This window comes from Oleiphilus sp. HI0067, assembly GCF_001635735.1.
The window spans coordinates 1-22,072 of the sequence record NZ_LWFI01001742.1; the positions used below are offsets into that span (position 1 = coordinate 1).

The 22,072-nt window shown below is 44.5% G+C and carries 22 protein-coding genes and 1 pseudogene; 4 read left to right on the top strand and 19 right to left on the bottom strand.

The window, feature by feature from the left end:
• Nucleotides 1–663 precede the first annotated feature (663 nt).
• The 4 genes from A3739_RS27625 to radC all read right to left on the bottom strand — a co-directional run bounded on the left by A3739_RS27625 (nucleotide 664) and on the right by radC (nucleotide 3,703).
• A complete protein-coding gene (locus A3739_RS27625; RefSeq protein ID WP_068473591.1) occupies nucleotides 664–1,968 on the bottom strand; it encodes an NAD(P)/FAD-dependent oxidoreductase in 1,305 nt (434 codons plus the stop codon).
• A 196-nt stretch (nucleotides 1,969–2,164) separates the two neighbouring features.
• Complete coding sequence (locus A3739_RS31565) at nucleotides 2,165–2,224, bottom strand: hypothetical protein (RefSeq protein ID WP_369819752.1); 60 nt, start codon at nucleotides 2,222–2,224, stop codon at nucleotides 2,165–2,167.
• 153 nt (nucleotides 2,225–2,377) lie between these two features.
• Nucleotides 2,378–2,692 carry a response regulator gene (locus A3739_RS30585; protein ID WP_068503362.1) on the bottom strand — a complete coding sequence of 105 codons (315 nt, stop codon included), beginning with the start codon at nucleotides 2,690–2,692 and terminating at the stop codon, nucleotides 2,378–2,380.
• Nucleotides 2,693–3,028: 336 nt separating this feature from the next.
• Entirely contained in the window at nucleotides 3,029–3,703 is a 675-nt protein-coding gene (radC, locus tag A3739_RS27635) for a DNA repair protein RadC (protein ID WP_068473587.1), read from the bottom strand.
• A gap of 100 nt (nucleotides 3,704–3,803) precedes the next feature.
• On the opposite strand from radC, the gene A3739_RS27640 reads away from it, so the two are divergent.
• The gene (locus A3739_RS27640) at nucleotides 3,804–4,118 is read left to right on the top strand and encodes a DUF1244 domain-containing protein (protein WP_197468911.1); all 315 of its coding nucleotides are present in this window, start codon (nucleotides 3,804–3,806) and stop codon (nucleotides 4,116–4,118) included.
• 41 nt (nucleotides 4,119–4,159) lie between these two features.
• Here the strand turns inward: A3739_RS27640 and A3739_RS27645 are convergent, their stop codons facing one another.
• The 3 genes and pseudogenes from A3739_RS27645 to rapA form a co-directional block, all read right to left on the bottom strand.
• Complete coding sequence (locus A3739_RS27645; protein WP_068473527.1) at nucleotides 4,160–4,369, bottom strand: DUF3820 family protein; 210 nt, start codon at nucleotides 4,367–4,369, stop codon at nucleotides 4,160–4,162.
• A gap of 88 nt (nucleotides 4,370–4,457) precedes the next feature.
• Nucleotides 4,458–4,877: pseudogene (gene msrB / locus A3739_RS27650) on the bottom strand (peptide-methionine (R)-S-oxide reductase MsrB); the annotation flags it as partial.
• Nucleotides 4,878–4,898: 21 nt separating this feature from the next.
• Nucleotides 4,899–7,679: an RNA polymerase-associated protein RapA gene (gene rapA, locus A3739_RS27655; RefSeq protein ID WP_068473523.1), complete on the bottom strand. Its 2,781-nt coding sequence runs from the start codon at nucleotides 7,677–7,679 to the stop codon at nucleotides 4,899–4,901.
• Nucleotides 7,680–7,886: 207 nt separating this feature from the next.
• Here rapA and A3739_RS27660 point away from each other — a divergent pair, with 207 nt between their 5' ends.
• Together A3739_RS27660 and A3739_RS31570 are read left to right on the top strand one after the other, a co-directional pair.
• Nucleotides 7,887–8,114 (top strand): hypothetical protein, encoded by a 228-nt coding sequence (locus tag A3739_RS27660; protein WP_068473520.1) that lies wholly within the window; start codon nucleotides 7,887–7,889, stop codon nucleotides 8,112–8,114.
• 309 nt (nucleotides 8,115–8,423) lie between these two features.
• Nucleotides 8,424–8,633, top strand: coding sequence for a hypothetical protein (locus A3739_RS31570; protein ID WP_068473514.1), 210 nt, complete (start codon nucleotides 8,424–8,426; stop codon nucleotides 8,631–8,633).
• A gap of 45 nt (nucleotides 8,634–8,678) precedes the next feature.
• Here A3739_RS31570 and A3739_RS27675 read toward each other — a convergent pair whose 3' ends face one another.
• The 8 genes from A3739_RS27675 to A3739_RS27710 all read right to left on the bottom strand — a co-directional run bounded on the left by A3739_RS27675 (nucleotide 8,679) and on the right by A3739_RS27710 (nucleotide 17,704).
• A complete protein-coding gene (locus A3739_RS27675; RefSeq protein WP_068473511.1) occupies nucleotides 8,679–9,038 on the bottom strand; it encodes a hypothetical protein in 360 nt (119 codons plus the stop codon).
• Between the two features lie 83 nt (nucleotides 9,039–9,121).
• Entirely contained in the window at nucleotides 9,122–10,867 is a 1,746-nt protein-coding gene (locus tag A3739_RS27680; RefSeq protein WP_068473508.1) for an SWIM zinc finger domain-containing protein, read from the bottom strand.
• Between the two features lie 3 nt (nucleotides 10,868–10,870).
• Entirely contained in the window at nucleotides 10,871–11,116 is a 246-nt protein-coding gene (locus tag A3739_RS27685) for a YheU family protein (protein ID WP_068473505.1), read from the bottom strand.
• 29 nt (nucleotides 11,117–11,145) lie between these two features.
• Entirely contained in the window at nucleotides 11,146–13,488 is a 2,343-nt protein-coding gene (locus A3739_RS27690) for a molybdopterin-dependent oxidoreductase (protein ID WP_068473501.1), read from the bottom strand.
• A gap of 124 nt (nucleotides 13,489–13,612) precedes the next feature.
• The gene (locus tag A3739_RS27695; RefSeq protein ID WP_068473498.1) at nucleotides 13,613–14,818 is read right to left on the bottom strand and encodes an alpha/beta hydrolase; all 1,206 of its coding nucleotides are present in this window, start codon (nucleotides 14,816–14,818) and stop codon (nucleotides 13,613–13,615) included.
• Between the two features lie 4 nt (nucleotides 14,819–14,822).
• Complete coding sequence (locus tag A3739_RS27700) at nucleotides 14,823–15,389, bottom strand: NnrU family protein (protein WP_068473495.1); 567 nt, start codon at nucleotides 15,387–15,389, stop codon at nucleotides 14,823–14,825.
• 218 nt (nucleotides 15,390–15,607) lie between these two features.
• Nucleotides 15,608–16,240, bottom strand: a complete 633-nt coding sequence (locus A3739_RS27705; protein WP_068473492.1) for an FKBP-type peptidyl-prolyl cis-trans isomerase — start codon at nucleotides 16,238–16,240, stop codon at nucleotides 15,608–15,610.
• 96 nt (nucleotides 16,241–16,336) lie between these two features.
• Entirely contained in the window at nucleotides 16,337–17,704 is a 1,368-nt protein-coding gene (locus A3739_RS27710) for a wax ester/triacylglycerol synthase family O-acyltransferase (RefSeq protein WP_068503530.1), read from the bottom strand.
• A 139-nt stretch (nucleotides 17,705–17,843) separates the two neighbouring features.
• Between A3739_RS27710 and A3739_RS27715 the strand changes: the two genes are divergently transcribed.
• Complete coding sequence (locus A3739_RS27715) at nucleotides 17,844–18,452, top strand: YigZ family protein (protein ID WP_068479088.1); 609 nt, start codon at nucleotides 17,844–17,846, stop codon at nucleotides 18,450–18,452.
• Here A3739_RS27715 and A3739_RS27720 read toward each other — a convergent pair.
• Genes A3739_RS27720 through mrcB form a run of 4 tightly spaced genes read right to left on the bottom strand, consistent with a single transcriptional unit; the run spans nucleotide 18,449 to nucleotide 22,026 of the window.
• On the bottom strand, nucleotides 18,449–18,763 hold the full coding sequence (locus tag A3739_RS27720) for a DUF3301 domain-containing protein (RefSeq protein ID WP_068475660.1): 315 nt from the start codon (nucleotides 18,761–18,763) through the stop codon (nucleotides 18,449–18,451). The genes A3739_RS27715 and A3739_RS27720 overlap by 4 nt on opposite strands.
• Nucleotides 18,760–19,305 carry a YaeQ family protein gene (locus A3739_RS27725; RefSeq protein WP_068479085.1) on the bottom strand — a complete coding sequence of 182 codons (546 nt, stop codon included), beginning with the start codon at nucleotides 19,303–19,305 and terminating at the stop codon, nucleotides 18,760–18,762. The genes A3739_RS27720 and A3739_RS27725 overlap by 4 nt, the downstream gene beginning before the upstream one ends.
• 4 nt (nucleotides 19,306–19,309) lie before the next feature.
• Nucleotides 19,310–19,714 carry a tetratricopeptide repeat protein gene (locus A3739_RS27730; RefSeq protein WP_068479082.1) on the bottom strand — a complete coding sequence of 135 codons (405 nt, stop codon included), beginning with the start codon at nucleotides 19,712–19,714 and terminating at the stop codon, nucleotides 19,310–19,312.
• Nucleotides 19,702–22,026 carry a penicillin-binding protein 1B gene (gene mrcB, locus A3739_RS27735; protein ID WP_082878653.1) on the bottom strand — a complete coding sequence of 775 codons (2,325 nt, stop codon included), beginning with the start codon at nucleotides 22,024–22,026 and terminating at the stop codon, nucleotides 19,702–19,704. The genes A3739_RS27730 and mrcB overlap by 13 nt, the downstream gene beginning before the upstream one ends.
• Nucleotides 22,027–22,072: the final 46 nt, after the last annotated feature.

A 22,072-nucleotide genomic window follows, 5' to 3' on the forward strand; every position in this document is an offset into this window, starting at 1 on the left:
TGATTATTTTTATTATGGATAAAAACCAATAATGTAAAATAAATCGACAGTTCTTTGAGCGCACAAGCTCGAGAAAAAATCACTCCAAAATACAAATGATTGTTTTCTATCGTGATCGTAAATAATTTTTTAATGGGAAAGTTTATCCTGGCATATTGGAACTCATTTGAAAGAATTAAATCCTCGCTCTAAGACGGACTTTGTTCTAGGTAGCACTAGCACCAAAATTTGCTATTTTTGTATTACTCTCTTATCGAGTAAGTATATTGAAAAAACATCGAGGTTATTATCAATCGCGCAAATCACAGGCGCTCTTTACTGCGGACGCAAATATATATGAACACGGATTATATTCGAACATATTGAGAAACGACTTTATGCCCAGGAGGCGTAACTTAATATAATACTGACCTTGGAACTTATCATGCTCGAAATAGGTAATTATTATTACCTTAGTCGTAACAGAGCTAGTAATCTTATATTGGAGAGGCATGTCGATTTGACTTGCCCTATGAGATAAAAGTGGTGGTAGGCACTCTACCTTAAACCGACAAGCCGCAAGAAAAAACAACAATGCGTTGCAAACAATATGCGAGCACTGTTACTTGTATTGATACACCAAAAAAGGCCCCATAAGGGACATCTTTGCAATGTTATGTTTGCTTAGTGCAGCTTCATTCTAGAATGAATCACTCGCATCAAACGATCATTTAGCCAAATCAAACCGGTCTTAAAGAAGCCGTGCAAGGCAAGCTGATGCATGCGATATAAAGACACATAAAATAAGCGCGCAAGCTTTCCTTCGACCATCATGCTGCCTTTGCTCAAGTTCCCCATGAGACTTCCTACGGCAGTATAATCGCTCAAAGAAACAAGCGAACCATGATCTTTGTAGACAAACTGATGTGCAGCACCGCCATCTAGTCGAGCAACAAGCGTCTTGTACAGCGTACTCGCCTGTTGGTGTGCCGCTTGTGCACGAGGAGGCACAGACCGTTCATTACCCTCATTCCAACATTCCGCACAATCGCCAAACGCAAATACGCAATCATCCAAAGTCGTTGCCAATGTGGTGTCAACCTTCAATTGATTCAATCGATTCGTTTCGAGGCCATCTAGTTCTGTTAAGAACCCTGGGGCTTTAATACCTGCCGCCCACACTTTGATTTCGGCGTTTAGAGGCTCACTCTCAGCAAAGGTCAGTTGAGTGTCGGTAATTTCTGTTACCGGTTGAGATGTTAATACTTCAATATTGAGCTTATTCAATTCCCGCGTTGCCGCCGCAGATAAACGTTCTTTTAGTGCTGGCAATATACGACCACCAGCTTCGATCAAAGAGATATGAATATTGCTTTCTTTGACGTTATGCAGACCATAAGACTCTAGTTGCTGCGAAGCATAGCGTAATTCAGCTGCCAACTCGACGCCGGTCGCGCCCCCACCAATGATCGCAACATGAATATCTCTCTCACCTTCGGGCGCATGCTCTGCTTGCAAATAACGATTTAACAGACTCTGATGAAAACGGCGCGCTTGTAGCTGGCTATCGAGAAACTGGCAATGCTCTTCGGCACCTTTGGTTCCAAAATCATTCGTCGTACTGCCCACAGCAATCACCAATGTGTCGTATGGCACACGGCGCGCAGCAACAACCTCTTCACCTTTGCGATTATTTATAGGCGCTAAGGTAATCGTTTTTTGGGAACGGTCGAGTCCAGTTAAGCGTCCGGGCTGGAATTCAAAATAATGCTGTTGCGCATGCACACGAAAATCGACTTGCGCGGCATCTGAATTGAGAGAGCCGGCAGCAACCTCGTGCAACAAAGGCTTCCAGACATGCGTTAAGGCCGCATCAACGAGCGTAATACGAGCTTTGTTCTTCTTGCCTAATTTATTGCCGAGTTTTGTCGCAAGCTCTAGTCCGCCAGCGCCACCACCCACAATAACAAAGTGATGCATATCGTCCATAACCTTACTCGCTTTAACAATAAAAAGGGTTGGCGATTTTGACGTATGTTTCTGAAATGTAAAGACAAAAGCCATTAATTAGGGTAATTGCCCTAATTAGTCTCAAAAACAACATGTTAAAACAGAGGATTAAACAGCCTCCGTCGCAGGATCATAAAGTGACTTCTTAGATCAAGTAATCACAGCCTGCGTACGATTAACCCCCCAACTTCTTAAAAATAGCAGTGATATGGGCTTTTACCATAACTTCTGTCACGCCAATTTCATAAGCTATCCGTTTGTTCAGCCAACCTTCTCATAAGAAACAAAGCACATGATACTGCTGGGGCGTCAAGACAGCGACCTGCGTTGCTGAGTCACGTTCTTCATTATCGATTCGACGTAAGTTTTGGCGCACAAAAGACTGCACCTAAGATTCACCATCAATCACATGGTCAATGGCATCTTTAATCATACTCGGAGAGCAGGACTTTGGAATAAAGCCAATTGAGCCGTGAGCAATACAACGGCTAATAGTCTCAACATTTTCTCGTGCTGAAATGATCGTTAAAGGCACAGTTGGGAATTTTTCGGGTACAGTCACCAGACCAAATGAGTCCTGACTGCCTGACATATGTAGATCGAGCAACAACAAATCATTGTCAGGGTTTTGTTCGAGCACTTTAAGCGTGCAATCAAGATCAGAAGATTCACTAATGCAAAGATCAGGCAAGTGCGTATTCAATAACCCTAACCGAGCATTTCCAAACAAGGATGATCATCCCGCAATATGAATTTAATACATTAACACTTCCTTTAAAACGCACACACTTGAAACTCAAGAATAGTCCAGGCGTGTTTTGAACGGCTAGGGTTTGAGGGTGCCCTACTGCACAATTTAACGCCCTTCAATTGGCGGATCGACCACAGTCGCTGCGTTTAAGGTGAAGGTGTCGCCTTAATTATCGAATTCACTCACACCAATTTTACGTACTATATGGCGCATAATTTTTCCTAAGCGAATTTTTGGCAATACTACGCAAAACAACTATTAGACCTTGGTCTAGCATTGGACCAAGGTCTACATCAAGCCCTGTTCGGTAAAACTGACCACATGACTACCTGCGACGATTAAATGATCCAGCACCCGCACATCGATCAACTCCAATGCCGACTGCAATCGTCGTGTAATCTGGATGTCAGCTTGGCTTGCTTGCGTCGATCCAGAGGGATGGTTATGACAAAGAATGACGGCTGCAGCACCTTTGTTAAGTACATGGCGAACTACTTCACGCGGATATACGGATGCAGCATCAATCGTACCCTGAAACAGCTCTTCCATATCCAGAATTGCATGCTGATTATTAAGATACAGAACAGCGAAGGTTTCATGTTGACGATTTGCCAAGGCATGCTGCACATAACGTTTGCACACATCAGGGCTAGTGATAACATCACTCTCCCTTAACTCATCTTTTAGTACGCGCTTACTTACTTCTAAACTTGCATGTAACTGCGCGTACTTTGCTAAGCCCATGCCTTTGTAAGAACAGAATTCTTGTTCACTAGCGCGAAGCAGTGGCTTCAACCCACCAAAATGAGCGAGTAAATCTCGTGCTAATTCAATCGCTGAACGCCCTTTGATGCCTGTACGTAAAAAGATCGCAAGCAACTCAGCGTCACTTAATGTTTGAGGACCTTTTGAGAGGAGTTTTTCGCGCGGCCGTTCGGACTCTGGCCAAGTTGATATGCTCATGTCTAATTCCTTGTTAAATAACTCGCTCCATCCTTGAGCGACATTGACAAGCGTGCCGCAAGTAGCAACACTTCTCAAGTTCATTTCATAAGGAATTCCTATGTCTTCAAATATCGATTCACAAACACAAACCGAACTAGAAGCCGCTGTATTTCGTCGTTTCTTAAAACACTTAGATGACCATAAAGAAGTACAAAACATTGACCTGATGATCTTGGCCGACTTCTGCCGAAACTGCCTATCAAAATGGTACGCAGCAGCGGCCGCCGAGAAAGGTGTTGAAGTGGATTATGACGCGGCTCGAGAGTTCGTTTACGGCATGCCTTACTCAGAGTGGAAAGACAAACACCAGCTTCCAGCGACACCAGAACAAATGGAAGCGTTTGAAGCGAAGCAAGCGGCTAAGAAAAAGTAAGGGCGCTATAAATAAAGCACGCACAACATAGAGCCATAAGGCTATTTCTTTAATGGCTCTAGCAGTTTCTCTAAACCCTCAATTTTAATCTCGAGCGTCATTTCTAGCAGAGTTCCAAGCTTGCCATTAGGGAAGCCTTTTTTACGAAACCAGAGTAGGTATTCTTCAGGTAGATCTATTAAGCGACGACCACTGTATTTGCCAAACGGCATGCGCATATTAGCAATTTCGCCTAAGTATTCTTGGTTCATTTTTCTTATAGTTTATGAGAAATATTTGAGGTTTAACGCTGGGGTCTGGGCGCTTTTACTCTGACCCCAATATCGATCGCAATAGCCTTTAATCGAAGAGGCTTAATAGCTCAGCGTAGCCTTGTTCTGCCATCTCTGCCTTTGGCACAAAACGCATGGCCGCCGAATTAATACAGTAACGCATACCGCCTTCTTCAACGGGGCCATCATTAAACACATGGCCTAGGTGTGAATCGGCATCTTTACTGCGCACTTCTGTGCGCACCATGAACATTTGACGATCTTCTTTCTCGACAATCTGTTCCATGTGAATAGGCTTGGTAAACGCAGGCCAACCAGATCCAGAATCATATTTAGTCGTGGAGCTAAACAAGGGTTCTCCAGACACAACATCGACATAAATACCCTCTTCCTTGTGGTCCCAGTATTCGTTATCAAAAGCACGCTCGGTACCACCACATTGGGTGACATGGTGCTGAAGTTCGGTCAATTCTGGTTTTGATTTTTGATCTGTCATGTTGTTCACCTCCTACGTGTTGATGATGATACGCATGGCCTGAAGCTCCAGACCTGTCTTATCAATGTAGGATAAACCCTCTTCTTTTTGCTTACGAACAAATTCAATTTCTTCTTCGCGAATCATTGGATTCTTTTGCTGTAAACTGGTCATACGATGAATTTCAGCATCCATGTCGGCACTTAATTGCTCACGCGCGATGTCTTTGAAACTCGGCAGAGTTTGCTCAGCAAGTTTCTGCGCATGCGCCAATAAACCAGCAAATTCAGAGCGGATTTCTTTAATGATTTGCAGCGCCAAGGTACGTTTTATACCACTGCTGAGCTCGTTAAGCTTTTCATACGGCAGCACTTGCGACAAATCTCGCCCATCGCCATTAACGACAAAACGTTGTGGAGACATCGGCAAATATTTATCTAGCTGTAACTCATTCGGCGCCATGCTGTTCACGGTAAAAATAGACTCTAAAAATAAGGTGCCTGGAGGAATACCTTTCACGGAAATTTTCGCCAAAGCGGCATTGCCGAGTTCGCCGCTCACTAGCTGATCCATTAATTCAGTGACCATGGGATGCTCCCATGTAACAAATTCCATATCTTCGCGAGACAATGCTTTCTCTCGTTGATACGTAAGCGTCATTCCTTCATCGGTTAATCGAGGAAACTCTGCTGTCAGCATATGCTCGCCGGGATGCAATACAACTGAACCATCTGACTGATGCTCTTGTTCAACACCATACAAGTCATATACGCGCTGCATGTACGCGGCTAAATCTTGGCTACGCTCTTCTTCCTCAAGCTTCTCAATCAAGGCTTCAGCTTCTTTCGGGCGACATGAATTGAGCTCTAGCAATACGTTCCTGCCCATCTGAAGCTCACGCATGATCTCTTCACGATAAGCAGCGACCTTTTCAATGATGCCAGTGGCTTCAGTTGATGTGAGGTCGGATAAAGACAAATACTGATCAAGGCTTTCTTGGAACTTCTGCTGAATGGCATACCCCGCCGGACAACTCGTTTCAAATGCATTTAGACCCTTGTGGTACCAGTTAAACCAAGCTTCGCGCTGACTTCCATACAAGTACGGCACATGAATCTGTACATCACGAACCTGACCAATTCGATCGAGTCGGCCAATTCTCTGTTCGAGCAAATCTGGGTTCTCGGGCAAATCAAGCAAGACCAGATTGCTCGCGAATTGGAAGTTACGCCCTTCACTACCGATCTCAGAACAGATTAGCGCCTGAGCGCCTTCTTCTTTATCTGCAAAGTACGCGGCGGCACGATCTCGCTCGATAATGCTCAGTCCCTCATAAAATGCTGAAGTTCTAAAACCTTGTCGTAAGCGCACATACTCTTCCACCATCAAGGCGCGATTCGCGTTCGAACAAATCACAAGAACTTTCTCGTCACGATTCGCTTCGAGAAACTCACACAACCATTTTACTTCTGGATCATTAGCGATCGAATCGGAGTCTGGCTCATACGCAGCAACAAGCTCATAAGGCCGCACAATACGCTGAGGAAAGCCTTCAACCGCATCACGCGTATTACGAAACAGAACGCGCCCCGTACCATGCAGATCGAGCAATTCATTAATGAGCTGCGGAACAAGTTCTTCAGCGGGCAGAGACCAATCAAAATCTTCAGGCGAGGCAATCAAACGACTCAGGTCTGATTTAAGGCTGGCATCAACCGGCGCATCATCGGTTTGGCTTTGTAGCTGCTTCACTAACTCTGAAATTTCGCCATAATGCTTTTCTTGTTCCTTGAAGGCTTCAAGGTCATGAAAACGATCAGGATCAAGCAAACGTAAGCGTGCAAAGTGACTTTCCAAACCTGCTTGTTCAGGTGTCGCAGTCAGAAGTAACACGCCTCGACTAATCTTCGATAGCTCTTCAACACACAAGTATTCATCACTCGCTTTCTCGGCACTCCATTCAAGATGATGTGCCTCATCGACGACAAACAAATCCCAATCAGCTTCGCTAGCGAGCGCGGAAAGAGCAGGATCTTGGCTAAGTGTTGCAATATCGCATAATACTAGTTGCTCTTCTTCAAAAGGATTCTCGACGCCCTCTTCAATCAACGCATCACAACGAGCATGATCAAAAATAGAAAAACGCAGATTGAATCGGCGCAGCATTTCAACAAGCCACTGATGAATCAGTGTCGATGGCACACAAATCAATACGCGAGAACTTAAACCGCGTTGTAGTTGGGTATGAATAATCATGCCTGCCTCAATGGTTTTACCGAGGCCAACCTCATCTGCTAACAAGACACGTGGTGCAAAACGTTGTGCGACATTTTTTGCAATGTACACCTGATGAGAAAGCAAGCTCGTGCGTGAACCAAGCAAGCCTTTAACGCCACTCAGTTGAAGGGCATGATTATGTTGCAAGGTTTCATAACGCAAACGAAATGCGCGATTACGATCGAAGTGCCCATTGGTTAATCGCTGCAATGGATTCGTAAACTGGATAAAACAATTCAGCTCAACTTCGCTAATACGTTGTTTTGTCGAGGCATCACTGGAAACATGATAAAAGACAAGATCATCAATTAGATCGACATCTTTGATCACATAGAGTTGATCATCATGATCACGAACTTCATCTCCCACTTTGTAAATCACCCGAGAAATAGGCGCTTGGTCTGTCGCATAAGTACGAATTTCATCGGCCGCAGGAAAGGTGATCAGGATTCTCCGCCCTTCGATTTCAGAGATCATTCCTAAACCTAATTTCGGTTCGGTTTGGCTAACCCACCGTTGGCCAACTTTATACGTCATTCTTTACCCCTAGCATAAAAACATGATGCTCGATGCATCTTAAGCGGCGCGCATTCTAGCACTCTTGGCCATCCACTCAAGCACCCTGCAATGAATACTTTAAATCGGACAATCTTTGCTAATTTTAAGTCAAGCTGAAGTGTAGTCGTTGTATGTTAAGGCGCTAGTGTTCTAAAAATATATTTGTTGCAAAGTAGGTAAATACCGATGGAATATCTTCCCTGCGTCAAACGCCTAATTGGACTATGGATGCTGTCGTTATCAGCGTCGGCATATGCTCATGATCTTCACTACTTTGTCGTGGAAAATATCGCCGCACCTTTACAGATTGTCGATGAAGAAAAAATCCATAGTGGCATCGTCACCGACATTGTCACTGAAATCGCACGACTCGCCGAACTAGATATCAAAATTACTGTCGCACCAAGCCCATGAATCGAACGGCTGTTAAAAGGAGAGAGCAATGTTAATTGGATCGCCTATGACAGCCCTTCGTGGGATTCACTACCAAACGGAATTGCCTTTGAGCCAGCAGTCACAAAAGTCCATCATTCGGTTTTACATTGCGGTGCATTTCGAGACTTTGAAGAACTTGAAGCATACGAGATCGCCATCATTAAAGATTTTCGATATCCAGGATTAAATAAACATGCTTCGGAGTTTTCCTTAGAGCTCACCGAAGTAAAGAGCTACGAACAAGGGCTTGAGTTAGTCGACTTAGAGCGCGTAGATAGTTTTATAGAAATGGATTTACGACTAAGCTACCACGTTAGTCAGCAGCCAGATCAAAAGCGCACAACGCTCACTTATATTGACGATATTGAGCCGCCTTATGCGATCAAACTGAAAGTGAATCAAAACATGCCGCAGAGTCGCGTTAACAAATTAAAGCGCGCTTACCAAAAACTTCACGAGTCTGGTTTTATTCAAGAAACAATAGAGAAACATACATGATAAGCCTCGACCTTGTGGATAGGTCGAGGCCTGAATTCAAAGCCCTTAAGGCATTTGAATTTGAGGGCCGCCGTCTTGACCTGGAACAACAATCTGAGACGCTTGTTGTCGACGCATTTCTTGTAATTCACGCATCGTATCTTCCATTGCCTGCTTAGCGCCATCACCAAAACCTGCAACTGCGTCTGCTAAATTATCAACCGCTAACTCAAACGTGAGTGGCAGAGCACCAGCTGGAGTCATCATTTGCGCTTGTCCGACGTATTGCACTGCACGCGCATCGTCACGTTCACCACTTGCCGTCACAGGCGTCATAACACGAATGGTGCCGATCTTCTGATCTGTATAAATTTCTTCGCGATAAAGATTCGCGACATCCATATTCATTTCTAGTTCTTCAGACATGAGAATTCCTGTACTAAAAGGATTGAGCCGATACGGGCTGAACGGAGGAGATTATGGCGATTAGATGGGTTGCTTGTCACGCCTTATTTCTGCGCCAAGCTGACCTGGTACTTATCCACCAAGGAGGCAAAATTATTGCGCACCACAATTAAGTTATTAATCGATGACATAAACAGATCAAACGCCGATTGAGGCAAGTTGAGCGCTTTGTAGTTTTCCCGCAGCAAAACAAGCTGCTCAGCTGCAATATCGTCACTACGATTTTGTTGTTTATTAAGAAGAAATGGCACCATGTTCTCACGAATTTTTTTCGCTTCGACATGATCGCCATTCGCATCAATGAGCTTTAGTAATCGCAAACGTTGATCCAACAATAAGCGTTCATCTTGCGCTAAAAAACCAACTAACTCTTTTACGTAATACTCTTGCATGAAAGCGCTTAATTTACTTAGTGCTCGATACTGACGTTCTTCAGGATCATCGTGCGGATTAATCTGATCAATCTGACGATAAATCATAAGGTAAAGAGTTGCATCAATCGTCTGCAATGCTTCCAACGCACCTTCAGACAACATATCCACAAAAGTACAAGCTTGAGAGACGGCTAAACGGGACAAAGTACTATCGTCTTCGTTTTGGACTGCTGTTTGAATTGCACGTCGGGCCAGAAGATCATTGTTTGGAAATTGGACCAAGGCTTTATCCAAAGCCGTGGCAACGTGCTGTGAGCCAAATTGCTCGGCCTTTTCAGCCCATTCCAACCAAGCCATTGGGCTCTGCGCTAGAAACTCGTGTAAAGACCGTTGCCAAGCGTAAGCATCTTGAACATAACGAGGCTTTGGAAGCTGAATGAGCTGCTCAGCTACTTTACGCCATTGCCAATATTCTTTTATCTCGGAGAGAGCCGCTCGTACTTTCTCTGTCTCGGGAATTTTTTGTTCAGCAAGCTGCTGGCTTAACCATGCTTGCGCAAGCCGTTTATGAAATAAATCGAGACCACCTTCAATCTCCCTCAAAATATGCGCAGGCTCGTGAGCGATCAGATTAAATTGGTCGAGAAAATATATTTTCTCGAAACGCTTTATCAAGGTAGTCGCTCGGCCTTGTTGTAAGGCGAACAGACGCGTGTACAAACTGCTGAGTGCCTGAGCCGAAGAGCGGTATGTGCCCCACTTATCGTCAATTTGAAGTAGCAGTTTATTAAGTCGCGCTAATGAATATTCTACAAGTTTGAGTCCTTCTCGAGGCTTGCTCTCAAAGCTTGCCGCTTCAAACTCCCCAAAGAGTTGTTCAATACGCGCGAAGAATGCCTTCACTTGACGCTGACTAAACAAATTACGTTTGTCATCGATACGTGTTGTTTCAGTAACGCGCGCTTTGAGAGCAACAAAATCAACTTCTTGCCCGGCCAAACTCGCCTTTAACAAGTAACGCTCAAATTGTTCAGAATCACTTTCTAATAGCTCTAAAAAGTGCTTCGCCAGTGATTGTTTCTCGAGACCAATCAAATACGCAAATATGCGAGATTTTTCGGGACCTTTGGAAAGGGAGAGTACTTGTTGCTCAAGACGATTACCGTGTAATACTGCAGAAACACAGTGCTGACAAAAATCGAACCCATCGGAATCTGGGCAAGTACAGTGCCCGTCCACAATACTGCCCGCATAATTCAGTGTGACAGTGTAGTCTTCAACTTTGGCTGTTACCGCTAGGCCATCTCGCTGATAGTCTTGCACCAAATCAGGGGTGTACGCATTCTTACCCCGCTGAAAACGATCTTTCCCAGCGCGCTTGAATAATTCTTCTTCACCTACAAGAAATTTAGACATGACTTACACGTCGTAAGAGGCATCAGCCTTTGGCTGTTCAGGAAGGTCTTTTGTGGCCAATAAATAAGCACTCTCTTCGTACTCGCTATACCACAAAACAAGATCGCCGTTATCAAGCGCAGCACGTGCGCTATAAATGCGATCTTCGATCGGCGATTCCACGTCATTTAGACCCCAAGCGCGAAGACAGTATTCTTTTAACAAACCTTCAAGCGCTTCTTCGCTTACGTCCTTACGGGGAATCACCATATATACAACTCTACAGTAAACTTAATGCTTTAACTTACCGCTTTCGTTGTTTTCTTGGTAGTGGTTTTTCGTCGCTTTTTTGTAGCAGTTGAAGCAATCGCTTCAACACGCACAGGCATACCATTTAGAGCTGAAGTACCCGTTAACTTATCGACGAACTGATCAGAAATAAGGACATTAAGGTTCACCCCTGGCTTCTGACTTGCCACAGAAAGTCGCGTCCCTTCATGATCGTGCCCCCAACCGTGAGGAATACTCATAACGCCCGTCATAATGTCGTCTGTGACTTCACAAGGAATAGTGACCGCACCATAGTCAGAAGAAACTTTAACTAATTCACCATGTTTGAGCTTCAAACGTTTAGCATCTGCTGTATTGATCTGTGCTGTACAACGGTTTTTTCCTTTCACTAAACGCGACGTGTTATGCATCCACGAATTATTAGAACGTACATCTCGACGACCTATCAAAAGCATGACCGGCTCTTTGGTATTACTTAGTTCCTGCAAGCGCTTACGTAAGCGAGGCATATCTGTCATATAACTTTTTGGCACTATTTGGATATGCTTGTGTTTAGTAAACAGACGATCTGGCAAAGCAGACTGTAACGAACCAAGATCAACACCGTGCGGATAATTCTTCAGCGAGGCAATACATAAGCCTTTGCTCAGACCTCGGTTTTGGGAACCATACGGGCCGTTATCAAACGCTTTTCTTAAAGGATGCGATGGAGAGAAAATATCTTGAATCGTATCAATCAAAAATGCACCGATCGACGAAGTGCCCGGTAGCTGAGTTCCATAAGGCCCTATACGAAGCAAAACATCCAATACTCCATCTGGCCCCATTTGTTTCAGCGTGCGATAACGTGCAAGTTCTTTCACGCCATTCACTAAGCTACCACCAGCAGAGAGCCTATGCGTAAGCTCATGCATAATTTGCCAGTCATGCTTACTGTTCTTTGGTGCGTTAAATAAGGCAGGAGAATATTTCGCAACATTACGCACAGCCAACATATTTAAAGCTACATCATAATGCGACTGCTCTAACTGACTTGTGCCCGGAAGAATAAGGTCTGCGTGCTTCGTTGTTTCATTCAAATGACTATCGACGCACAGCATAAAATCTAAAGAATTAAAGGCTCTCTCTAGACGATTTGAATTAGGGCTAGAAATAACTGGGTTACCCGCAATCGTGATCATCGCACGAATTTGTTGCTCACCCTTTGTTTCGATTTGATCAGCGATAGCACTCGACGGTAGCTCACCACTAAACTCAGGCAAACCGGTAACCGTTTTAAAACGACCTGAGCTACCTTGCTCACCAAGATAGCTGCTAATTTCGACAAGGTCCGCAGCAGGCTTTGTAAACATTAAGCCACCGCGCTCATCCAGATGATTAGTCAGTATGTTCAAGACATAAATGAACCAAGTCGCCAAGCCACCGAACTCTTGCGTTGATGTGCCCATGCGACCAAATATCGCTGCTCGCGGCGTCTCTGCTAATTTACGAGCGAGCTCTCGGATGTATTCGGCCTTAATACCACACACATCTGCGACAGACTCGGGAGAAAAATCAGAGCTCATTAACTGAACGTCTGCCACACCTTCAATAATGCCTTGTAACCGACCGATATCGACTAAGCCTTCATCAAATAAGGTATGAATCATGCCTAGCAACATATACGCATCTGTGCCTGGCTTGATGAACAAGTGCGTATCAACAACCTTGGCAGTTTCGCTGCGTTTGGGGTCGATCAAAATTACTTCGCCACCGCGTTTTCTTATCCCCTTTAAACGGCCTAGATAATCTGGCGCCGACATCAAACTTCCGTTCGATGCTGCTGGGTTACTACCAAGCAAAATGAATAAATCGGTATGATCAATGTCTGGAACTGGGAATAAACCCTGATGACCGAACATCTCATAATTAGCGCGCATATGGGGGAGTTGATCATTAGAGGTCGCAGAAAAACGATTCTTGGTCCCTAAAGCACGATATAAATTCATCAGGAATAGAACATTGCCGTGGTGATGAACATTCGGATTACCGAGATACAAACCGACCGCGTCTTGCCCATATTGCTTTTGAATGTCGCCTAAGCGCTTAGCCGCGATATCAAATGCTTTTCCCCAGCTAATCTGCTTCCAGCCCTGCTCTGTTTTAAGCATTGGCGTGCGCAAACGATCGGGATCTTCATGATAGTCTTTTAGCGCAAGAGCCTTAGGGCATATATGACCTTTACTGAATGGGTCATCCTTATCCCCTTTAATCGACAACACTTGAGTTTGATCGTGTTCTATTACAACACCGCACATTGCTTCACATAAATTGCACGTACGAAAGTGCTTCAAAGATTCTGTATTAGTCATCACGCTAACCTTCGGAAGTCTGCCCGAGTGGAGTGGTTCAGATATTTTTATATTGAGTTACCGCTCGCTGATTATATTCTTGAGTTGAAAGATTTGTCCAACTCCGTCAGTTAAACCGCTATCGCTAAAGTGTTTTTTGGTAACTCTCGTGCCATTGCTTTAGTTCTGCCGATATCCCCGCAACGACAATATCGCAGCGCAAGGATGGAAAAATATCAAATGCATGTTGCGCGCCATCGATAGCGGCAAAGCTCACCTGCTGCCCAGACACACTTCTTAGCTTGTTTGAAAAGTAGCGCGCTTCATCACACGAAGTGAGCGTGTCTTTATTTCCATGGATGATCAAAAAAGGCGGCGCATGTTTTGAAATATGATTGATAGGAGACATAATCCGATAAAGGTCAGGCGCCTCTTCCTTACGCTGCTTTACGATGCTTTTGCGCATCACAATTTCTAAACCAACGCTTTTCTGAAGCTTCTTTTCATCTAGCAAATCATAGATGCCGTAAAACGGCACACAGCCTTGAACGCGTAAATCTTTGTCCTTCAAGCTTTCATCAAAACGATGATCAATCGTCGAAAGGCTTAACAAGCTACTCAAATGTCCACCAGCAGATCCGCCAGTCACTATAATAAAATCAGGATCGCCGCCGTAATCAGCAATATTATCTTTAACCCAAGCTAAAGCATGTTCACAGTCAATAATGTGATCAGGAAACGTCGCTTTAGGGCTCAAACGATAATTGGTTGCTACGCATACCCATCCCTGTTGTGCAAGGTTTTGCATTAAAGGTAAAGCTTGTTCGTTCTTGGACCCATACCCTCGCGTCCAACCGCCACCATGAATTTGTAACAGTACTGGCGCACCTTTGAGTTCTTTATTTTTTCTGCGGATGTCTAGTTTTAAACGCATGCCATCAACTTCGCGATACAAGATATTCTTATCGACGACGATACCTTTGTCTTTGATCGAATTGAAAGGTCTAATCAAGCGCTTTATATCTAATAACAAAAACGATTCATTCAGCGCAAAACTTTGAAATTGGGTGAGTGATTTAAAGCCTGAGAAATAGTGATACGCCAACATACCCCACGACAAGAACAGTAGCACTGCACTCCACATATCTAGCGTTCCAGAGAGCTCACCAAAGTACACAACCGAACCCAATATAGCAGCCTGGACAGCGATAACATGTAGCGCCAACTCTCCAACAGGCCATCCTGCAAGAAAGCTAAACACCATAAGTTTAGGGTGATGATAAATTGGTCGAAGCACATTAAGCGCTAAGATGAAGCTCAGTAAAGCAAAGAGAAAAAGAATAACGCCCAAAACATTACCCTCCTACTTGAATGACCGGCACACCAAACAAGCTTGCATGGTTCATCACCACTAACATATATGCAGCCAAACCAATCACAACGACAAGCGCATCCTTCCATATAGGTTGGGGATCATTAGCCATCGTTTGACCTCGTTTTTTCACACTAATCATGTCGATGACGGCGTATGCGAGGAACGATCCAAACAAAATTAACGAAGCAACATCACCGTTAGCTAGCAAGTGCCCTAAGGCCCACAACTTCACCGCGATCAACATTGGATTTTTCAATTTGCACTTAATATTTGAAGAGATATACGCTGCAGGCAGAATCACAAACGCTAGCAAAACCAGAAGCATTGTAATGTGCTTAAAAAAACTAGGAGGCACCCAGACTGAAATAAATGGTGCTTGCGCCTTACCAACGACGATCAAATAGAACCCTGCAATTGATCCCACACTGAAGAGCGCTTTGTATGGCAGCTCGCCAAATCTAGAAACCAAATTACCACGAATGGTTTGCTGTACTGGTAATAAATGAAAACCAAGAAAAATGGTTAAACCAAGAACAAGAATTGCCATGACATCCCTCCTTTTTTATTTTCCATTAGCATACGCATTCGGCATGCTTATGTCAGTGACAGAGCAGATAGGTTTTTTAGTTTTCTCTCACTAATTCGTTGAGTAGAGGCAGATGGTTCAATTGCTAGATCAGCAATTTAAACCTTTGACATGAAAAGTTTCGGGCCCAATTCAGGGCCCGAAGAAAGAGAGTTGAAAGCTAGTTATTAGCGTAGTGATCAACCAAGAATATCAATCACATGAAGATCAAACACTAACGATGAGTTAGCAGGAATCGCTGGCGGCATACCTGCTTCTCCGTAGGCTAGATCTGCTGGCAGAACGATACGCCACTTCGACCCTTTTGGCATGAGCATAAGAGCTTCAGTCCATCCAGAGATAACGTCTTTCAAACCAAACTCCGCCGGTTCATTACGCGTAACCGAGCTATCAAATACCTGCCCATCGATGAATGAGCCGTGATAATGCACTCGCACCGTCTGATCAAGCTTGGCAATAGGGCCATCAGCCTGCTCTAGAATTTCATACTGAAGACCAGATTCGGTCACGGTCACACCGTCACGCTTCGCATTCTCAGCCAAGAATTTTTCGCATAATTCTTTATAGCCTTGAGTTCGCGCCGCTTCGACTTCTTTGCGTTTTTCTTTTACCGCATCGTATGCTTCGTTTAACTCCGCATCATCTAGCAAAGACTGCTCACCAGCAAAACACTGACGCAAGGCTAGTACGCACGCCTCAATATCCATGCCTTCAAACTTGTTCTTGTGGAGCTGGCGACCAAACTGCCAGCCAAAACCATAACTTACTTTTTGCTCAAATGTTTCTGGCTTCTTGTTGGAATCATTACTCATTTTCAGACCTTAAACTTCAAGTATTCTGATATTACTCGGAAGCACGAGTTATCGCGCTCCAACCATTTATTAAATTTTACCGACTACAGCCTTAATTTATCGGCCCGCAACCGCTTCTAACTCTGTAAGCCCTTGTTCAACATAATCGAGTAAGCGCTGCATAGACGGCAATGTTCGACGGCACGCCGTAAATCCAAACTCCAAGCTATCGACATAACTAACCAAGGTAATATTCAGTGCAATTCGATCAAGCGGAATCGACACTGGGTACATCCCTTCTACACGCGAACCGTTCCAATACAAATGCTTTTTCGGACCAGGTACATTCGAGATCACAACATTAAACGCCTGCAAACGACTCGATAAGCCTGTGACCATATTTAATCCAGCAGGTGCTAGAGTCAACGCGGTGTAATTAATCGCTTCTTCAAGCGTCATGCTTGCGTAGCGGTCTTTTGACTCTTTAACTGCGCGACGAATACTTTCAAGTCGTTCTGTCGGGTCCGCCAAATGTGTACCGAGTGTCGCCAAAATCATAGCAATTTGATTGCCTGAATCACTATCGTCTCGACGCATTGACATAGGCACCATCGCAACCAGAGGTTTATCAGGCAAAGCATTCAAACTAATTAAGTAATTACGCAATGCACTACCACACACAGCCATCACCACATCATTTAGAGTACAGCCCGTTTTTTTCGCGATATTCTTGAAGCGCTCTGAGGGGTACGATTGCGCCGCAAATCGACGAGAGCCTGTAATACGCTGATTCAATATGCTCGGAGGGGCCTGAAACGCAGATGTATAATCAGGATTCGTACTGGCTTGTTTTACGGCATGCGTAACTTCTTTAACGAGAGTTGGAATCGTTGAAATCTGCTTGCCAGCTTCGCCCACTAGATCCGTCAAACTCTGAATGACATCTGAGCCTTCTACCTGAGCATGCGAACGCTGCTTTCGCGGCATCGCCCAGAGTGGCGGCTGATCACGCACGCTTGGATCTTCAGACATCAAACGCATGCCCATGCGCATTGCCGCAACACCATCGAGCATGCAGTGATGGGCTTTGTAATACAGAGCAAATCGTTTACCGCGTAAGCCTTCAATCAAATGAACTTCCCACATAGGGCGTTCACGATCCATTAGGGCACTATGTTTCACTGATACTAGGGACAGAAGTTCACGAATACGACCAGGCTTTGGCAAAGCGCTATGACGAAAGTGATGTTCGATATCAAACTGTTTATCTTCATTCCAATAATAGCGACCAAATCGTTTTACTAAACGTTGATTAAATGGCGCAATCGGCTTTTGAAATGAGTTCATGTACTCTGCAATTTCAGAGACATATTTCGGACCTGCATCCTCGGGAAAGCTTAGTAAATGTAGCCCTCCGACGTGCATCGGCTGTTGACGTTTCTCCATCCATAAGAAAAGTTGGTCAGCAAGACTTAGAGGTTTCATGTGTACATCCTTCATGAGTATTTTTATATAACGGATTTTCTGCCCCGCACCAATGAGTGCGACCATTATTATGCGACAAAGCGCTGACGTTTTATACTTTATGGGATGAATGCTAACAATAACCAAGCCGAGAAGTTTTATGTCGGGCTATAAAAAGCCAAAATCTCCATGTAGTAACGAATTAATCGTTAAGAAGAGCCGATTTATTGCTTATGCCTATGAGTCAAGCTCTCGCGAAGCAGCCATGGAAAAGCTCGAGCAGATAAAGCTCAAATATCCAGATGCTCGGCACCACTGCTGGGCCTATTTATTAGGCTCTGCTGAGCAACCCAAGTCTGTTGCCATGTCTGACGACGGCGAGCCAAGCGGCACAGCCGGAAAACCCATTTTAAATGTTCTACAACACAAAGACGTCGGCGATATTATTGTGATCGTTGTTCGTTACTTCGGCGGAATAAAACTAGGAGCGGGAGGATTAGTACGCGCGTATTCGAGCGCAGCGCAAAGCATCTACGATTTGATTGAAACAGAAGAAATGATTGAACTTGAAAGCCTCACACTACAATGTGGATTTGATGAGGAACAAAAAATACGACATATCCTGTCGCGTTATGAGGGCTCTATCGAATCTAGCGAATACGGGCAATCGGTCGAACTGACCATCGCAATCCCTGCAGAAAACAAACAAACCTTCGTGATGGAGCTTGGCAACCTTAAATCAACACATTTGCTGCAAGAGAGCCGCTAATGAATTCTGTGCGGAGCAAACTTCACTTCTTCAACTAATGAACCAAGAAAGATAATCTCACCTTCATAGCGGTCTTCCCCAGTCGAGCTAAAATCAAAGCCATAAACGCGACGCAGACTCATAGCGCCGCGATGATTTCGTGCAAGCCTGACACTTTTCAACGCGACAGTTTGGTCGAGCAGCTGCAAATCCAGACGTTTGCATTCGTGAGCAACCCGACGATATGCAAACTCTTTTAGATCGCGACTTTTAATCCAATACCAGACCCCAAACCCAATCAAGGCAGTAAGAAATACCGAACTTAAACTCATAAATGGCCCATCAATGTTTCGAGCTTAAATTCAATCATATTCCCATCAAATGACACATGGATTAAATCATCCTGAATCATGATACCTAACTCCATAGTGCGCTCAACTAGACTAGCGAATTGTTCAACGGGTTCTTTATCAAATCGGAATGCAGAAATTTTTTGATTCACAGATGCATCCTTCATAATGGATTCGATCCATTGTTCAACATCTTGGCCACCATAGCTAAACACAGAGACCTTTTTACTTCGACCCAATGCCTTCTTTAGTCGCTTAGCATCAGGCTTGCCAATTTCTATCCAGTGTTCAATTTCACTGCTGTAATTGACCTTCCAGATATCAGGTTCGTCATCTGTACTCAGGCCTTTTGTGAATTCCAAATACTCTTCATAACTCAGCGCAAAAGCCACTAATCGTGCGCACATTCTTTCGATCGTTTCAGAAGGATGCAATGCAACATGCAAAGAAACACGCTCATAGATATGTCGGTTCATATCACTTAAATCAATTCCGAAACGATAAATCGTGGCACTTAATGCCATAGTACTACTGCTCCTGTAATGCCAGTTGTGCATTGCGCCGCTCAGAACTATTAGCGGCTAAAGATAATGCACGTAAATACATATGTTTTGCGCGTTGATGATTGTTCAACGCGAGGTAGGTATGTCCTAACTCTAAATAAACCACACTAAAATTTGGCGCTAAGCGTTGTGCTCGTTCTAACAGCGACAACGCCCCGCCCATCTGATCTTGCTCACGCGCTTGTTGCGCTTGATCAATCAATGCATAAACGGCACTAGGTATGTTGGGTTGCTTAGTCGTGTAACGCTGATCTTTTGCTGGAGAATGGGCAGACTCTTGCTTCGCAACGAGTGTGTGCGTTGGTGCAGAAGAACACGCCCAAATAAACAAACAAGCAAGAAAGACGAGTGCTGCTTTTACTGTAGCCATGATCTTAACCAAGATTTTATTCCCCCCGTTCGCTTCTGACATGCTTGCCACTCAAATTTTTGCGCATCTCCCCAGATGGGAAGAGGTTGCGCATTATCACATTCAGCATGCGTTTGGTTCCAACTATCTTGATCAAACCACAGCACATCAATATCCGAAGGTTTAGGAGTTGCCAAAGGATATTGTGGAACCGATGACATAAAGCGTGTCCATAATCGCAAAGCTCCCGAACTTCCGGTTAAACCGATCGATTCATTTTGATCATTGCCAAGCCAAAACACGCCTAAGTAATCCCCTGAAAAACCGGCAAACCAGCTATCTCGAAAATCATTTGTTGTTCCAGTTTTTCCAGCTGTCAGCAATTGTGTGGGCAAAGTTCGATAAGCTGATCGTCCAGTGCCAGCACGCATGACCTCTTGCATGCCACTCTGCAACAGATAACTCGCTTCAGGCGAAATCACTTGCTCAACATTAAAGTGATATCGCGACAACAAATTACCTTGGTGATCTGTCACCTCACGAATTGCTCGCAAGGGCATATTAAAACCATTACTCGCGATCGTCTGATAAAACTTTGCGACATCGAAAGGCGTCATCGCTTGAGCACCCAGCAGCAATGACGGGTAAGGGTTAAGCGCCTCGTTCACGCCTAGTCGCCTCAAACTTTCTCGCACCCTATCCATACCAAGCTGCAAGCCAAGTCTGGCCGCCGCTAAGTTGTAAGAATTTGCCAATGCCTCAACCAGCGCGACCTCACCATGCGTCTCAGAATCAAAATTGCTTGGCGTCCACGTATCACCGTTCTCAAACTCAAGAACGAATGGTTCATCGGTAATCTTAGTCGCTAATTGAAACTGTTCTGGCTGTTCAAGTGCCGCCAAATAGATCGCTGGTTTAATCAATGAGCCGACGGCTCTATCTGCATCTAAAGCACGATTAAACCCTTGGTATCGAGGATCTCTTCCACCCATAATTGCTAGCACTTCACCCGTACCAACAGCAGTTATCACGGCTCCCGTTTCGAGTTTTCCCGTGCCTCGCTTTCGCTTATCGAGTGTTTTAATTTCTCTTGCGATCGCACTTTCTAAATTTTGTTGTAGCTGAGGATCTAAGGTCGTATAAATCCGCAAGCCGTCACTGCTCAGATCTTCTGTATCATAATCTTCTCGCAACTGACGCTTTACCAAATCGATAAACGCAGGATAACGATTACTCTTGAAGCTCGGCTTTTTGGTCACACCGAGTTCCTTTGATTGAGCCTTCAGCATCGCGTCTCTAGAAATCCAGTTTTGTTCGTGCATCAAACTCAACACTAGATTTCGACGCTTCGTTGCGCGCTTAGGATGGCGTCGAGGATCATAGAATGATGGCCCCTTCAGTAAGCCGACTAACAAAGCATGCTGTTCTAATTCAAGGTTCTCAAGATTGCGAGCGAAGTAAAATCGGCTTGCCATCGCAAAACCATGCACAGCCGTATTGCCCGACTGACCCAAGTAAATATCGTTGACGTAGGTCTCTAAGATATCCTCTTTGCTGTAATGCCACTCCAACATCAATGCCATAAAGGCTTCATTGATTTTGCGGACAATACTTCGCTCACGAGTGAGGTAAAAATTCTTCACTAGTTGTTGCGTGAGGGTGCTACCGCCCTGCACAACTCGACCAGCCATCACATTTAAGTACATCGCTCGGGCTATCGCCAAAGGCGCTATACCAAAATGCGTAAAGAAGTCTCTGTCTTCCGTCGACAACAAGGCAGACACAAGCCCTGGCGGGATGTTTTCGTAGGCAATAAGCTCTCTTTCTTCACGCGTTTTTGGATAAATACCCCCGATCTTATACGGCTCAATGGTATAAATACCTTGGCCTTTTGCATCATCAGTTGAAAGACTAGTGATGACATCACCCTCTATTCGTAATGACAAACGCAAGGCTTGTTGAGAACCGTCTATCGTCCGATGAGCGCGACGAAAAATCTGCACTTGATTGGCCGAGCGTTTATAAGTACCAGGGGCAGAGAGTTGAGCTTTTTTAGCGTAATTGAGTAAGGCTAACTCTTGCTCAAGATTGTCAATATTTAGCGCTTGCCCCTCAAACAACTCTAACGGACGTGCTAATACTTGCGCGGGTAAAGCCCAACGCTTGCCCTCAAATTTATAACGCACTTGTGCATCAAGATAGATAAGCCAAGCAAATACAAACACGAATAACACCGCGAGAACTTTCCACAACCACGAGCGAGACTTTGTCGCTTGCGATTTAGATTTTGACGGTTCAGCTTTTGCTTTTTTAGTTTGCTTGGATTTAGCCATGATTTACTTTGCAGGAATTTGCTCTGCTGTTATTGTGCCTGCCACA